The sequence below is a fragment of the Neorhizobium puerariae genome, assembly GCF_042429745.1.
Lineage (GTDB): Bacteria > Pseudomonadota > Alphaproteobacteria > Rhizobiales > Rhizobiaceae > Neorhizobium > Neorhizobium puerariae.
Window position 1 is genome coordinate 31,873 of record NZ_JBHMAA010000043.1, and the last position, 13,884, is coordinate 45,756.

Annotated in this window: 12 protein-coding genes and 2 pseudogenes; 11 read left to right on the forward strand and 3 right to left on the reverse strand. The window is 60.5% G+C overall.

Going from position 1 to position 13,884, the window contains the following annotated elements; genetic code table 11:
- Positions 1 to 5 precede the first annotated feature (5 nt).
- A complete protein-coding gene (locus ACFFP0_RS29370) occupies positions 6 to 224 on the forward strand; it encodes a hypothetical protein (protein WP_377265769.1) in 219 nt (72 codons plus the stop codon).
- A gap of 78 nt (positions 225 to 302) precedes the next feature.
- On the opposite strand, the pseudogene ACFFP0_RS29375 reads toward ACFFP0_RS29370, so the two are convergent.
- Both ACFFP0_RS29375 and ACFFP0_RS29380 read right to left on the reverse strand, forming a co-directional pair.
- A pseudogene (locus ACFFP0_RS29375) lies at positions 303 to 554 on the reverse strand (IS110 family transposase); the annotation flags it as partial.
- Positions 487 to 1,111: pseudogene (locus ACFFP0_RS29380) on the reverse strand (Mu transposase domain-containing protein); the annotation flags it as partial. The pseudogenes ACFFP0_RS29380 and ACFFP0_RS29375, both read right to left, overlap by 68 nt.
- A gap of 184 nt (positions 1,112 to 1,295) precedes the next feature.
- On the opposite strand from ACFFP0_RS29380, the gene ACFFP0_RS29385 reads away from it, so the two are divergent.
- On the forward strand, positions 1,296 to 2,900 hold the full coding sequence (locus ACFFP0_RS29385; RefSeq protein ID WP_377265770.1) for an ABC transporter substrate-binding protein: 1,605 nt from the start codon (positions 1,296 to 1,298) through the stop codon (positions 2,898 to 2,900).
- Between the two features lie 155 nt (positions 2,901 to 3,055).
- A complete protein-coding gene (locus tag ACFFP0_RS29390) occupies positions 3,056 to 4,555 on the forward strand; it encodes a M81 family metallopeptidase (RefSeq protein ID WP_377265771.1) in 1,500 nt (499 codons plus the stop codon).
- Between the two features lie 224 nt (positions 4,556 to 4,779).
- Here ACFFP0_RS29390 and ACFFP0_RS29395 read toward each other — a convergent pair whose 3' ends face one another.
- Positions 4,780 to 5,652, reverse strand: coding sequence for a LysR substrate-binding domain-containing protein (locus ACFFP0_RS29395; RefSeq protein WP_377265772.1), 873 nt, complete (start codon positions 5,650 to 5,652; stop codon positions 4,780 to 4,782).
- A gap of 141 nt (positions 5,653 to 5,793) precedes the next feature.
- Between ACFFP0_RS29395 and ACFFP0_RS29400 the strand changes: the two genes are divergently transcribed.
- The 8 genes from ACFFP0_RS29400 (at position 5,794) to ACFFP0_RS29435 (ending at position 13,863) form a co-directional block, all read left to right on the forward strand.
- Positions 5,794 to 6,555 (forward strand): SDR family NAD(P)-dependent oxidoreductase, encoded by a 762-nt coding sequence (locus ACFFP0_RS29400; RefSeq protein ID WP_377265773.1) that lies wholly within the window; start codon positions 5,794 to 5,796, stop codon positions 6,553 to 6,555.
- Positions 6,556 to 6,583: 28 nt separating this feature from the next.
- Positions 6,584 to 7,423: a transketolase gene (locus ACFFP0_RS29405; RefSeq protein WP_377265774.1), complete on the forward strand. Its 840-nt coding sequence runs from the start codon at positions 6,584 to 6,586 to the stop codon at positions 7,421 to 7,423.
- Positions 7,420 to 8,457, forward strand: a complete 1,038-nt coding sequence (locus tag ACFFP0_RS29410) for a transketolase family protein (protein WP_377265775.1) — start codon at positions 7,420 to 7,422, stop codon at positions 8,455 to 8,457. Before ACFFP0_RS29405 ends, ACFFP0_RS29410 begins: the two co-directional genes overlap by 4 nt.
- Before the next feature lie 65 nt (positions 8,458 to 8,522).
- Positions 8,523 to 9,527, forward strand: a complete 1,005-nt coding sequence (locus ACFFP0_RS29415) for a TRAP transporter substrate-binding protein (RefSeq protein ID WP_377265776.1) — start codon at positions 8,523 to 8,525, stop codon at positions 9,525 to 9,527.
- A 25-nt stretch (positions 9,528 to 9,552) separates the two neighbouring features.
- Positions 9,553 to 10,083: a TRAP transporter small permease gene (locus tag ACFFP0_RS29420; protein WP_377265777.1), complete on the forward strand. Its 531-nt coding sequence runs from the start codon at positions 9,553 to 9,555 to the stop codon at positions 10,081 to 10,083.
- Positions 10,080 to 11,339 carry a TRAP transporter large permease subunit gene (locus ACFFP0_RS29425; protein ID WP_377265778.1) on the forward strand — a complete coding sequence of 420 codons (1,260 nt, stop codon included), beginning with the start codon at positions 10,080 to 10,082 and terminating at the stop codon, positions 11,337 to 11,339. The genes ACFFP0_RS29420 and ACFFP0_RS29425 overlap by 4 nt, the downstream gene beginning before the upstream one ends.
- 11 nt (positions 11,340 to 11,350) lie before the next feature.
- Entirely contained in the window at positions 11,351 to 12,856 is a 1,506-nt protein-coding gene (locus tag ACFFP0_RS29430; RefSeq protein ID WP_377265779.1) for a sugar ABC transporter ATP-binding protein, read from the forward strand.
- Positions 12,853 to 13,863, forward strand: a complete 1,011-nt coding sequence (locus ACFFP0_RS29435) for an ABC transporter permease (protein WP_377265780.1) — start codon at positions 12,853 to 12,855, stop codon at positions 13,861 to 13,863. The genes ACFFP0_RS29430 and ACFFP0_RS29435 overlap by 4 nt, the downstream gene beginning before the upstream one ends.
- Positions 13,864 to 13,884 lie beyond the last annotated feature (21 nt).

Consider the following 13,884-nt stretch of genomic DNA (forward strand, 5'->3'; position numbering starts at 1 on the left):
ATATCATGACTGATAAAAGCACCATTTGGGAACAGGATGGAATTGATTCCGGCTGGTTCCTCGCCAAGGACATTGGGTCGGTTCGCAGCACCGCCAGCTACCGCCCCGGCGGATGGTGGTTCCTGGCGAAATGGCTGCCCGATACCGAGGAGCATGATATCGGGCCATTCAAAACCAAGGCTGCGGCGATGGCCGAAGCGGAGCGCCTTGCTGCCCTGCAGTAACGACGGAACCGGTCAACCCCTGAATACCGTGCTGTCAGAACATCGCTTACGGTTCTGACGTGCATCCGCAACCAGTTAGCGCCCGAGTTCGGCGGCACGAATGCGAATGTCGCGCCAGGCCGCTAGCATCGGCAGAACGATGGAAGCAATTTGGTCCTGATCGGCAAGAAGGCGTCGAACGTTCTTCTCGAACGTGGTTCCCTTACCTGCGGGAACAGCCAGGCCGAACGTTTTCATGATTCCACGAATCTGGTTCGAAAGCTCAGTGGTGATCCTGACCAGTCGAGTGCGCGCGGCCACAAGCGTGCGGGTCAGCATGCCGTCGCAACCGCAGCGCATCTGGGGTCTGAAGAGTGATTGCCGGAACCGGATCACGGCTGCGGGCCAGAATGTTGATGATCACCGAGGCCGAGCAGACGCCATGATCCAGCGCCTCCTGGCAGGCAGCCTCTACGGCCGTCAGGCCATCGGCAGGAACGCATCCGAGGATGGTGACCATTTGCCGATCACCGTCATGGACGCTCTTCAGCCGACGATGGACTTTCTCCATGGCCGCTGGCAGAACCCATTCGCGGAACGGCGCACCGTTGCGCAAAGCACCGGGCTTGCGAGCCAGAACAGGGACATAATGCCAGGGGTCGTAGACCGTTTCGCCACGACCAAAGCAACGCGGATGCTCGTCGACAATCACGCCATCCTGCCGGATTACGATCTTCTCGGCATAGGAATGAACCTCGGACGGGGCGGCCGACGGCAATCGACAGGACCGAGTATTTGTTGTTGTCGAAGCGGACTGTGCAGGTCTTCGAGACCGACGCCGGGACGCAATGGAAACCGTCGAACGGTCCGATATAGTGCATCAGGCTGACCGCGGCGGCCACCAATCGAAATCACCAACGGATCACTATCACGCTGGATGAAACTCTTTTGTCCAGGAATCCGAAAAATTGGAAGAAAAAGCCATGATTATAGATATAATCTATATATTTAGTAGATTTTAATAGCGAAGACGATCTCTTCTCAACAGGAGATGAGCGTCTGAGGCATCGAACAATAAAATAGGAAACAGAAATGACGACGGAACACCTTTCGATTACCCGCCGCACGCTTCTCGGTCTCATTGGTGCAACGTCCCTTGCGGGCGCATTTCCTGTCGGAGCGCGAGCCGACGAGCCCGTTCGCGGAGGAACCTTGATCGTCAATGTCGGCTCCGAATACCCGATCATAGCTTCTGTCGCGAATACTTCCGGTTTCGCCTACTATGTAAGCTCCAAGGTGAATGAAGGGTTGCTGACCTACGACTTCGATCTCAATCCTCTTCCCGAACTCGCCACGGAGTGGTCAATCAGCGAAGATGGACTGCGCTACTGGTTCAAATTGCGCGAAGGGGTGAAGTGGCACGATGGCGAGGATTTCGACGCAGAAGATGTAGTATTTTCAATAAAATCGCTCAAGAAGAACCACCCTCGGGGCCAGCGTATATTTCTTCCACTGAGAGAGGTGAACGCACTTGGCAGCCATGAGGTCGAATTGTTGCTCGATAAGCCGGCCCCCTACCTCATTTACGCCTTTGCCGGATCGGGATCCCCCATTGTTCCGGCTCACTTATATGAAGGAACCGACGTTCTCACCAATCCCCACAATACGGCTCCCGTCGGGACCGGCCCGTTCAAATTCGGTGAGTGGGTGCGGGGGAGCCATATCGTTTTCGATCGTAACCCCAATTACTGGCAGCCGTCCAAGCCCTATCTCGACAGCATCATCTTCCGTTTCATTACCGATCCCGCCGCACAGATAGCTGCTCTCGAAACCGGCGAAGTAGGTCTGACGATTTCAGGCGTCCCGCCCGTCGAACTGGAGCGTCTAGGCAAAAATCCCGATCTTCAGATCGAATCCCGGGGCTATGGCTACAACAATACGATTTCCAGGCTCGAGTTTAACCTGGACAATCCTCATTTGGCAGAACTGAAAGTTCGACAGGCAATTGCGCATGCCATCGATATCAAGGCAATCGTCGAACTCGTATATCTCGGACATGCCACTCCGATTTACGGTCCGGTCAGCCCCGGCCTGAAACGCTTCTACTACCCGGACCTGCCACGTTACGAAGTCGATCTTGAAAAGGCCGAGGCGCTGCTCGACGAGGCGGGCTTTCCGCGCGGCGCTGACGGTTGGCGCTTCCCGGCTTATGTCGACCCGGTCCAGCCCGCGGGACCCTATCGCCAAACGGCCGAGCTCATCGTGCAGGGCCTGAACAAGATCGGTATCAAGGCAACTCTTCGGACGCAGGATTTCGCGACCTATGTCAAGAGAGTCTATACCGACCGTGACTTCGACATTGCGGTGCAGTCACTGAGCAATCTGTTTGATCCGGTTGGGGGCATCCAGGGACTGTACTGGTCCAAGGGTTACCAGCCAGGCGTAGCCTTCTTGAATTCCGCTCACTACAACAGCCCGGAAGTCGATGCGCTGCTGGAAGCTGCAGCCGTAGAGACCGATTTCGACAAGCGCTATAAACTTTACGTCGAATTTCAGAAGTTAGTCGTTCGCGACCTGCCCGCGCTCAATCTTGTGGCGCCTGACGCCTACACTATCAGCAGTGTCAAGGTTCGAAACCACACGATCGGCGTGGAGGGTTTTGGGAACAATGGCGCCAATATCTATATCGCCAAATAGGTTTCGACTGTCGCCGAAGGGCACTCAAGTCGCCAAGCACCAGGTAAGTCACAACCATTATTGCGCCGAACGCGGATATGAGCCGATGCTCAGCCAAAGCGTGAGGCGTGCTTCTCAGTCATCCATCCCATAGATCATTGCCAGAGTTTGAATCGATGCGCATTCTAGTCGCCTGCATATCTCATGAAACAAACACTTTCTCACCCGTTCCCACACCGCTTGCGCGGTTCAGACCGGGGGGCGAACAACCACTCCGTGGCCAACCTGCCATTGAGTTTTATTCCGGAACTCAAAGTGCTCTGGGCGGCTTTCTGCACGTCGCCGAAGAAGCAGGCGCCGAAGTCGCGCTCGCTGTTGCGGCCTCCGCCCCTCCGAGCGGCCCTTCCGATGCCGCCACGTTTGAAGCACTTAGCGGGATTTTGCTGCAAAGTGCACGCGAAGAAGGACCTTTCGACGCCGTGTTCCTTCACCTTCATGGGGCCATGGTGACCGAAGGCTACGAAGACGGAGAAGGTGAAATTCTGCGTCGCTTGCGAACCGTATTACCTGATGTTCCCCTTGCACTATCGCTTGACATGCACGCGAACGTGTTTCCGGAAATGATCGAGCATGCCGACGTCGTCGCCGGCTATCAAACCTATCCTCACCTCGATGAACGAGAGACCGCAATTCGAGCGGGTCGGGCGCTGGTGCGTTCCCTGCGAAGAGAGATAAGGCCGACACTGGCATGGGGTAGCGTCCCCATGCTTCCCCACGTGATGGCCCAAGGTACCAATCGGTCTCCAAATCGCGAGATTCAGGCGCTGACGATTGCACTGGAGGAGAGTGGCGAGGCGGTGCTCGCCAGCGTCTTTGTTGGCTTCCCTCATGCGGATATCAGCCAGGCCGGGCTTTCGGCTGTCGTCGTGACAGATGACGACGAGGAGAAGGCGCAGTCTTTGGTACGCCGCCTTTTGGACGCCGCGTGGGCAACGCGAAAAGAGTTTGTTTTCGAATCCACGCCGCTCGCAGATTCCGTGGCGCAGGCAAAAAGCCTGGGCGCCCAGACCGGCCCGATCGTTATCCTGGACCATTGCGACAACTGTGGCTCTGGGGGTACGGTGGATACAACCGAAGTTCTTGCTGAAATTATACGGCAAGAACTCAAGGATGTCATTTTCTTCGGGATTTGTGATCCCTCCGCTGTCCAGGCCTGCGTTGAAGCTGGAGTGGGAGCCACGGTCAGTATCGAAATCGGAGGCCATACTCCCATGCCATCGATCCCGTATCAAAGCGCGCCACTGGCGGTGACGGGCCGTGTGCGCACGCTGTCTGCCGGTTATTTCCGCAGCAACAGCAGCATGCATCGAGGTATCTGGATCAATATCGGCCCAATGGCACTCCTTGATCTTGGGGGCATCGAGGTCGCCCTTATTTCAACACAGGTTGAACCAACCGACCTGGGTTTATTTCTTGCTCTTGGCGTCGATCCCGCAAGCAAGCGCTTCATCGCAATCAAGAGCCGTGTTCACTGGGCAGCCGATCTCGGCCAGTTCGCAAAACATGTCGTGCCCTGCGCCGGTGTTGGCGTGTGCACTTCTGACTATTCGATTTTGAAATTTAAGAATGTAAGGCGACCGATTTTTCCACTCGATGACATTCCCGATCCGTTATGACAGGAAGGGAAATCGCAGACGCATCGGAGATGCCCGACGAACGCGATGAATGATTTGTCTTTCTCGCATTTAAATGGGGCTTGTCCTGAACGACGGCGAACGGACGATGATGAAGAACGCCTATACGGAATCTCTATTGAAGTTATCGAGGCTTTAATCTGCAAAACCACGAACTGTAATTTCGTGGAAGCTCATAGTCGCCTAGCCCATTTCTTGGTTTCTGTTCAAGAAGATCTCGACAACCAATCGGCGAAGATGCGAGCCAGCCGCCGCTGATTACCACCTTTCGGATAAGCTAAATAGTGGCCGATGTACCGATTTTCTCGGCTTATTTTCTCGAACGGTATCACGAGCCGCCCGCTGTCAAGGTCCTGCTCAGCCAGGACATGAGACTCGAGAGCGACACCAAGGCCATTCGCCGCGGCATCCAGCGCCATGAAGCTCCGATCGAAACTCATTGCCGGCACTGGAGGAGTTCCCAGATTGTTCGCTTCAAACCAGTCGATCCATTGAATTCGTTTCAAGTCGCTGCGGATCAGTGGATACCTGAAGATGTCACGGAGTGACTTTAATGACGAGGCTATGTCGGGAGAGCAAAGCGGTGAGACGATTTCCTCCGCCAATGGAATTACAATGAGATTCTCACGGTTTTGCGGTTCGCCGTAGATGATATCCACGTCGAAAAGGCCGTCTGTGAAGCGTGCATAGGAAGTGCTGGACGCGACCCGCACTTCCACCTCAGGATTTTCCTTCAGGAACGCAGGCAGCCGTGGAGAAAGAACCTTGGCTGCGTAGCTGGGAGCGCAGTGAACGCGCAGCAAGTGGGCCTTGTTCGATGAAATCATCTCAACACCCCGCCGCAATTCCTCGAACGCGTTTGAGGCGTGGTTGAGAAGCGTCTGACCCGGCAGGGTCAAGCTGACATTTCGCGTGTTCCGCTCGAAAAGGGCGGTTCCCAGATCTCGCTCCAGCTTGGAGATCGCGTGACTAATCGCACTTGGGGAGAGGTTGAGCTCTTCCGCCGCGGCCCGGAAAGAGCCGAGGCGGGCAGCCGATTCAAATATCCGCATCGCAGAGAGCGAGGTCAGGTGCAGCATCGGATTAGTGAACCATATTCACCTACCGTTGTAAACTTCGCGTTTGTCGCCTCGGCGGTCTTCGGTCACAAATTCGCCCAGGGACGTCTCGTCCCCTTACCCAAATTGCCAGATGCCGGGAGAGCATCGGGAGGAGATCTTATGCTACTGCAGGGAAAGACCGCGGTCATATCGGGCGCGGCGAGCAAGCGCGGCATTGGCCGCTCCACGGCCGAACTTTTCGCTCACCACGGCGCCAGGGTCGCGATCCTGGATATTGACGCGCGGGCTGCCGATGAGGCTGCGGCCGAGCTGCCGGCGTCCGGGCAGGCTCGCCACATCGGGCTTGGATGCGACGTATCCGACCGGGCTTCCTGCCAGGCTGCAGCAGATGCCGTCGTGGCCGCGTTCGGCTCCGTGAACGTGCTGATCAACAATGCGGGCATCACCCAGCCCGTGAAGACGCTCGAAATCACCGAGTCCGACTGGCACCGCATCGTCGACGTCAACATGACGGGCGTTCTCTTTCTCAGCCAGGCCTTCATTCCGAACATGCGTGAGAACGGCGGCGGGTCGATCGCCTGCATGTCGTCCGTGTCGGCGCAGCGCGGCGGCGGGATCTTCGGCGGCCCGCATTATTCGGCCGCCAAGGCGGGTGTGCTCGGGCTCGCCAAGGCCATGGCGCGCGAGTTCGGCCCCGCCGGGATCCGGGTCAATTCCGTGACGCCGGGCCTGATCCAGACCGACATCACCGCAGGCAAGCTCGGTGAAGATGCGCGGGCCGAGATCGTCAAGGGAATTCCCCTCAGCCGCCTCGGCGAGGCGCGCGATGTGGCGAACATCTACCTGTTCCTCGCATCGGATCTCTCCGCCTATGTCACCGGCGCTGTGATCGACGTCAATGGCGGCATGCTGATCCATTGACCGGCACAACTAGGGAGGTCTCTCGTCAATGGTTCAGATCGGTCACAATGTCAGTCTTTCCGAACGCGCCCGGCGCATACGCCGCCACGCGCTGCGGATGGGCGAGGTGCAGGGCCAGGGCTATATCGCCCAGGCGCTCGGGATCGCCGACGTCCTCGCCGTTTCTTATTTCCACGCGACCAACTACCGGCCGCAAGAGCCGGAATGGGAAGGGCGCGACCGTTTCCTTCTGTCGATCGGGCATTATGCAATCGCTCTCTACGCCGCCTTGATCGAGGGCAAGATCATACCCGAGGACGAACTGGAAACGTATGGGACCGACGACAGCCGGCTGCCGATGTCGGGCATGGCGGCCTACACGCCGGGCATGGAGATAACCGGCGGATCGCTAGGGCACGGGCTCGGCATCGCGGTTGGAATGTCGCTCGCGCTGAAGCGGAAGAAATCCACCTCGTTCGTCTACAACCTTTTCTCGGATGGCGAACTGGACGAGGGGTCGACCTGGGAAGCCGCGATGTCCGCCGGTTCCTATAAGCTGGACAACCTGATCGGCATCGTCGACGTCAACCAGATGCAGGCGGACGGGCCCTCCATGGCCGTCCTGAACTTCGAGCCGCTCGGCCCGAAATTCGAAGCTTTCGGCTGGTTCGTGCGACGTGTCGACGGAAACGACATCGACGCGCTGGTCGCCGCTTTCGACGCGGCGCGCCACCACAAGGGCGAACAGCCGCGCATCATCATATGCGATACCAGGATGGCCAAGGGCGTGCCCTTCCTGGAGGCGCGCGATCGCAACCATTTCCTGCGGGTCGAGCCGCATGAATGGGCGGAGGCGATCGGGATCATCGATGCGGGAGGGGTGGCATGAGACGCTCGAAATATGTCCGCCCGGAATATCTGGCCCATGGCGGCGACCGCCCGCGGCTGACCACGTCGGCCATGATTGCCTCGATCGCCGGAGCGGACCAGCCGACCAAGCCCGCGCCGTTCGGCCATGCTCTGGTGGACCTTGCCTCGCGCGACGAGCGGATCGTCGGCCTTTCGGCCGATCTGGCCAAATACACCGATCTGCATGTCTTCAAGGCGGCGCATCCGGACCGTTTCTACCAGATGGGCATGGCCGAACAGCTTCTGATGATGTCGGCCGCCGGCATGGCGCGCGAGGGCTTCCAGCCGTGGGTGACGACCTATGCCGTTTTCGCTTCGCGGCGGGCCTACGACTTCATCTGCCTGGCGATCGCCGAAGAGATGCTGGACGTGAAGATCGTCTGCGCGCTTCCGGGCCTGACGACCGGATACGGCCCGAGCCATCAGGCAACCGAGGACATAGCCATGTTCCGCGGAATGCCGAACCTGACGATCGTCGATCCCTGCGACGCAAGCGAGATCGAACAGGCGGTGCCGGCTTTGTCGGCGCACAGGGGGCCGGTCTACATGCGCCTCCTGCGGGGCAATGTCCCGCTCGTTCTCGACGAATACGGCTACAGGTTCGAACTCGGCAAGGCCAAGCTCATCCGCGCCGGCAGGGACACCCTGATCATATCATCCGGCCTCATGACGATGCGCGCGCTGGAAGCCGCCAAACAGCTGCAGAAGGAAGGTGTGGACGCCGGCGTGCTGCATGTGCCGACCATCAAGCCGCTCGACGAGGAGACCATTCTGGCCGAATGCCGCAAGCAGAACCGGCTTGTCGTGGTTGCGGAAAATCACACGCTGATCGGCGGGCTGGGGGAGGCGGTGGCTGCTACCCTCATGCGTTCCGGCGTCCGTCCGTCCGGTTTCCGGCAGATCGCGCTTCCTGACGAATTCCTCGAGGCCGGGGCTCTGCCGACCCTGCACGAGCGATACGGGCTTTCGACGTCGAAGGTGGAGGCGGCGGTCAAAGCCTGGCTGAGTGAATAGGCCTAAACGGCCCGCCAGGGAGAGGCGGGCGAAACAACTGGCGTGAGCACATTACGGAGGAGAATATGAGCTTGCATATCAATAGGCGTGGATTTCTTTCTGTTGCGGCGGGTGCTCTGGCAGCGCCCGCACTGGTGGCCGGTATACGCTCGGCCCAGGCCGCGACAACCCTTACTCTGGGCCATGGCGCCGCCCCCGGCAATCCACGGACGATTGCCGCTGCCAAATTCGCGGAACTGGTGGCGGAAAAGACGTCCGGCCGGGTGAAGATCAATGTCGCGGGCGCCGAGACGCTCGGCAGCGACTCCGCGATGCTGACCAGCCTTCGCACCGGCGCGCTCGACTTCACCGCCAACAGCCAGGGCGCAACCTCTGCCCTGGTGCCGGAGTTGGCGGCTCTCGGGCTTCCCTTCCTGTTTCCCGACACGGGAAAAGCGATGAAGGTGTTGAGCGGCCCGGTCGGCGCGGAGCTCAACAAGCGGTTCGAAGCCGTGGGCGTGGTTCCGCTGGACTGGTGGGACAACGGCATTCGCCATCTCACCAATTCCAAGCGCAAGATCGCGGCGCCCGGCGACCTCAAGGGCCTCAAGATCCGCACTCCTGCCGATCCGATGACAATCGACATCTTTCAGGCGCTCGGCGCAGGCACGGAGCAGATCGCCTTCGGGGAACTTTATATCGCCCTACAGCAAGGTGTCGTGGACGGCCAGGAAAACCCGCTCGCCAATATCGAGAGCTCGAAGCTGTTCGAGGTCAACAAATACATCAGCCTGACGGCCCACAAGTGGGAGTCGACGCCGTTCCTCATGTCCAAGATCGCCCAGGCCCGCCTCGGCGCCGACATCGAGGCGGTCAAGGCAGCCGCGAAGGAGGCCGGCGACCTTCAGCGGAGGCTCTCTGCGGAAAAGGACGGGCAGGTTCTCGGAAACTTCAAGAAGAACGCGGCCGTCGAAGTGGTGGAAGTCGACCGGGCGGCCTTCGTGAAGGCGACCGCTTCCGTTGCCGAAAACTGGAAGAAGAAGCCGTTCGGTGATTTCGTCAGCAAGATCGAGGCGGAAGCAAGGGCCTGATCCCTTCCATTGAACGGAGTCTTCCATGCAAAGCTTGCTGCAGGGCGTCGACGTGCTGTCTCGCGCAATCGTCATGCTGTCCCGTTTCGTCGTCATCGCCAGCGGCATTGCGCTGACGGTGGTGACCACGGCCAATGTCGTCGCCCGCTACACATCGCAGAGCGGCGGTTTCTCCTTTGCCCAGGAGCTGCCGATGCTGATTTTCCCCTGGTTCATCCTGGCGGGCATCGTCCTCGCGGCCCATGCCGGCGGGCACATGGCGGTCGAATGGCTCTATGACAAGCTCGGCGGCGGCATGCGGCTTTCGGCCTTCGTCCTGGCGAATGTCATCAGCATCGTCGCCTTCATGATCCTCGCCTATCAGTCGATCGTGGTGGGCGAGATCGCCGGCATGGAACAGAGCCCCGTCCTGCGGCTGCCGAACAGCATCGGCTATTACGCGCTCTCCATCGGCGCCCTCCTGGTATCGATCGTCACGGCCGCCGCGACCGTCCGGGTGCTCCGGTTCGGCTGGGAGGCCCGGATCGAGATCAAGGCCGAGGAGATGCCGCTGTGACGCTGATCATGATCATCTCCTTCTGCGTGCTGATGGTCCTGGCGGTGCCGGTCGGTTACGGGCTGATTATCGCCGCCGGCCTCGGCATTCTCTTCAACGGATACGTGCCCTTGTCCGTTGTCGCCCAGCAGGTCTATGACCAAACCCAATCGTTCCCGATGCTCGCCTTGCCCTTCTTCATGCTGGCGGGGACGCTGATGCTCGGCGGCGAACTCGGCAAGCAACTGCTGGAGCTCGCCTCCCGCGCGATGCAGCGCTGGCGCGGAGGGCCGCTCTCGACGACCGTGGTTTCTTCCGTCGTCTTCGGTGGCGTTTCCGGGTCGGCGGTTGCCAATGCCAGCGCGCTCGGTTCGGTGCTGATCCCATGGCAGAAGCGACAGGGATTTCCGCCGGCGCTCTGCGCGGCCAACAACGCGACTTCCGCGGTGATCGACGTCTTGATCCCCCCCTCGATCCCCATGATCCTCTACTCCCTGATCAGCGGGGTCAGCGTCGCGAACCTGTTCATCTCGGGCATCCTGCCCGGCATGATCATGGCGGTGAGCTTCATTTTCGTCTGCTGGTTCATCTCGGTCCGCAGGGGATATGCCGCCGAGGCGGTGAATATCCGCAAGCGCGACCTGGCAAGGCTCGTGATCCAGAGCCTTCCGGCGATCCTCCTGCCGATCCTGATCATTCTCCTCCTCCGCTTCGGGTTCGCGACGCCGACCGAGGTCGCCGTGCTGTCAGTCGTCTATTCGCTGCTGCTCAGCCTGTTGTTCTACCGCGACCTCACCTGGAAACGCTTCTGCGACAACCTGGTGGAAGCGGGCGTAGCCACCGGCGTCGTTATGCTGGTCATCATGGGCAGCGCCGCCGTCGGCTGGGTTCTCACCTTCGACCAGGCGCCGCAACAGATGGCCGAATGGGTCGCCGCCAATATCTCCAGCCCGATCGTCATCATCCTGATGATGAACATCCTGATGCTGATCGTCGGCATGCCGCTCGACATGCCACCCGCCATCCTGCTGCTCGGGCCGATCTTCGTGCCGCTGGCCGATGCCATCGGACTCGACCGGGTGCAGCTCGGCCTGATGATGGTCATCAACCTTGGCATCGGGCTCTACACGCCGCCGATCGGCACGACGCTGTTCATCTCGTCGTCGATCGCCAGAGCACCGCTCGGAGCGACAACGCGTGAACTCTGGCCGTTCTTCGGCATGGCGATGCTGCTGCTGCTCGCCGTGAGCTTCATCCCGGCGCTGACGATCTACTAGGGAGGGACGCAATGGAAGAAAGCCGGCAGTTGGTGGCGAGGGTGAGGGGGCTGACGAAGTCCTACGGCGCCACATCCGTTCTCAAGGGTGTGGATTTCTCGGTGGCGCGCGGAGAGGTTCATGCGCTGCTCGGGGGCAACGGCGCCGGGAAATCGACGATGATCCGCATCATCACCGGGCTCGCCGGAAAGGACGGCGGGGACATCGAGTTCAGGAATACGGCGGGCAATCGGTTGAGCGATGCCGAGGGCAGGTCGAAAGTGGCCGTTGTCCACCAGGAATTGGCGCTTCTGCAGCATCTGACTGTCGCCGAGAACATCGTCCTGCCGCGCTTTCCGAACGGCCTGCGCCTGTTCGATCGCAAGCGATCGTGGCGTCAGGCCCATGAAGCCCTGGCTATCATCGACCGGGAGTTCGCAGACAGTTCGCTCCACGAACTGGTCGGCGATCTCAGCCTCCATCAAGGGCAGATGGTGGAGATCGCAAGGGCGCTGTCCTCCGGCGCCGAGCTTATCCTTCTCGACGAACCGACCGCCAACCTGACCGCGCTCGAGACGGAGCGATTGTTCCAGGTGCTGAGACGGCTGACACGCGAAAACGGCCTCGCCATCGTATTCGTGTCGCACCGGATGAAGGAGATCCGGCAGATCGCCGACGTCTGCACGATCATCCGGGACGGAAGGACCGTCGTGGACCGGGTTTCGACGGAAAGCCTGTCGGACGCAGCCATCATCGAGAGGATGGGCCAGATCACCACGCGGCAGGCCGAAGTCGGCGGTGCCGCGCATCCGGAGCCCCGAAACGCTGTCGCCTCGGGGGACGACACGCTCGTTATCCGCGATGCCGATGTCGAGATCACGCTGGCTCCGGGAATGATCCTCGGCGTTGCGGGCGCGCCAGTCGGGCCGGAATCGCTGATTTCGGCCTTGGTCGGAGCGGCGAAAGCAAGGCGATGGACGGTGGCGCGGGCAGGCTGGCCGCAGGCCTTCACATCCCCCCGGCAGGCCGCCCGTTCCGGCTTGGGTTTCATCACCGGCGACCGTGCCCACAAGGGCATCCTGGGCGATCTTCCGATCATCGACAACGTGATGGCCTCGCGCCGCATCCTGCGTCGCGGCGTCTTCACGAGTGGGCGGGAGAGGGTGGAGTGCCTGGATCTGGTCGAGGCGCTGAAGATCAAGGCGGCCTCGATCTGGGACCTGCCCGACACGCTGAGCGGGGGGACGCAGCAGAAACTCCTGCTGGCCCGCTGGCTCGGCCTTCCCTCCCGCCTACTCGTGCTGGAGGAGCCGACCCGCGGCGTCGATATCGGCACCAAGAAGGAGATCTACCAGCTGATCCGCCAGATGGCGGCAAGCGGAACGATCATCGTGTGGTGGTCGACGGAAAATGCCGAGCTCCTTGAGGTCTGCGACCGGGTGGTGGCGTTCGACACGCAAGGCCGCTGCGCCGGCGTGATCGAAAAACAGGATTTGAGCGAGGACGCTCTCGCGAACATGACGGGAATGGCGGCATGACATACGCACCAGAAACAACCTCGGCCAAAGCGGGGCACGAGCCGGCGACAAAACAGCGGGAGAGCCTGTTCTCGGCCTATCGGACGGAGATCGCCATCGCAGTAGCCATCGCGCTCGTGGCACTCGCCGTCGGCTCCCAGGTGCCGCAGGCGCTGAGCTGGGGCAATTTTGCCAACATCACCCAGGCGGGAGCACCGCTCATCATCATGTCTCTGGGCGTGCTGCTCGTCGTCATCACGGGCGGTATCGATCTGTCGGTGGGGTCGGTCTTCTCGCTGACCGGCATGGTGACGGCACAGGCGATGGCACAGGGGCTGGGCGGGATCGGCGCCGCGCTCGCGGGTCTTTCGGTCGGGCTGGTATTCGGATCGATCAACGGCTTCCTGGTGACGGTTGTCGGGCTCGCCCCCTTCGTGGTCACGCTGATCACCTTCGCTGTGGCGGGATCGCTCGCCTTCATCGTGACCAACGGCCGTTCGATGCCGATCGGCGATCCGGATTTCTGGCTGCTCAACAGCGGAAGTCTCGTTCCGGGCATTCCCAACTACATTCTCTTCTGCCTGGTGCTTCTGATCGCCATCGAATTCTTCCTGAAGAGGATGGTCGCGGGGCGGTGGTTCTATGCCGTCGGCAGCAGCTCGACCGCCGCCTATCTGCTCGGCATCCCGGTCAAGCGAACGAAGTTCATGGCCTATGTCGCCTCGTCGCTCCTGGCCTCGTTTTCCGGCCTCCTGACGATCTCCTACATCCTCAACGCCGAATCGACTGCGGGTTCCAGCCTGATGCTTCAGGCGATCGCGGCGGTCGTCATCGGCGGAGCCAGCCTGCTGGGCGGGACGGGCACGGCGGTCGGAGCGGTGCTGGGCGCGCTGATGATCACGGTCATCCAGAACGGGGTCAATCTCATCGGCATCAACAGTTTCTGGCAGGGGTCCGTGACCGGGTTCGCCATCCTCGTGGCAGTGCTCATCGACCGCTTCGGCAAGTCACGGCGCAGCCAGCGCTGAAATAAAAGGCCGGAATCGTCC

What these genes read in the sequence shown, in the direction of transcription:
- ACFFP0_RS29370 (WP_377265769.1), top strand. Translation starts at nt 6, where the DNA reads ATGACTGATAAAAGCACCATTTGGGAACAGGATGGAATTGATTCCGGC.
- ACFFP0_RS29385 (WP_377265770.1), top strand. Translation starts at nt 1,296, where the DNA reads ATGACGACGGAACACCTTTCGATTACCCGCCGCACGCTTCTCGGTCTC.
- ACFFP0_RS29390 (WP_377265771.1), top strand. Translation starts at nt 3,056, where the DNA reads ATGCGCATTCTAGTCGCCTGCATATCTCATGAAACAAACACTTTCTCA.
- ACFFP0_RS29395 (WP_377265772.1), bottom strand. Translation starts at nt 5,652, where the DNA reads ATGCTGCACCTGACCTCGCTCTCTGCGATGCGGATATTTGAATCGGCT.
- ACFFP0_RS29400 (WP_377265773.1), top strand. Translation starts at nt 5,794, where the DNA reads ATGCTACTGCAGGGAAAGACCGCGGTCATATCGGGCGCGGCGAGCAAG.
- ACFFP0_RS29405 (WP_377265774.1), top strand. Translation starts at nt 6,584, where the DNA reads ATGGTTCAGATCGGTCACAATGTCAGTCTTTCCGAACGCGCCCGGCGC.
- ACFFP0_RS29410 (WP_377265775.1), top strand. Translation starts at nt 7,420, where the DNA reads ATGAGACGCTCGAAATATGTCCGCCCGGAATATCTGGCCCATGGCGGC.
- ACFFP0_RS29415 (WP_377265776.1), top strand. Translation starts at nt 8,523, where the DNA reads ATGAGCTTGCATATCAATAGGCGTGGATTTCTTTCTGTTGCGGCGGGT.
- ACFFP0_RS29420 (WP_377265777.1), top strand. Translation starts at nt 9,553, where the DNA reads ATGCAAAGCTTGCTGCAGGGCGTCGACGTGCTGTCTCGCGCAATCGTC.
- ACFFP0_RS29430 (WP_377265779.1), top strand. Translation starts at nt 11,351, where the DNA reads ATGGAAGAAAGCCGGCAGTTGGTGGCGAGGGTGAGGGGGCTGACGAAG.
- ACFFP0_RS29435 (WP_377265780.1), top strand. Translation starts at nt 12,853, where the DNA reads ATGACATACGCACCAGAAACAACCTCGGCCAAAGCGGGGCACGAGCCG.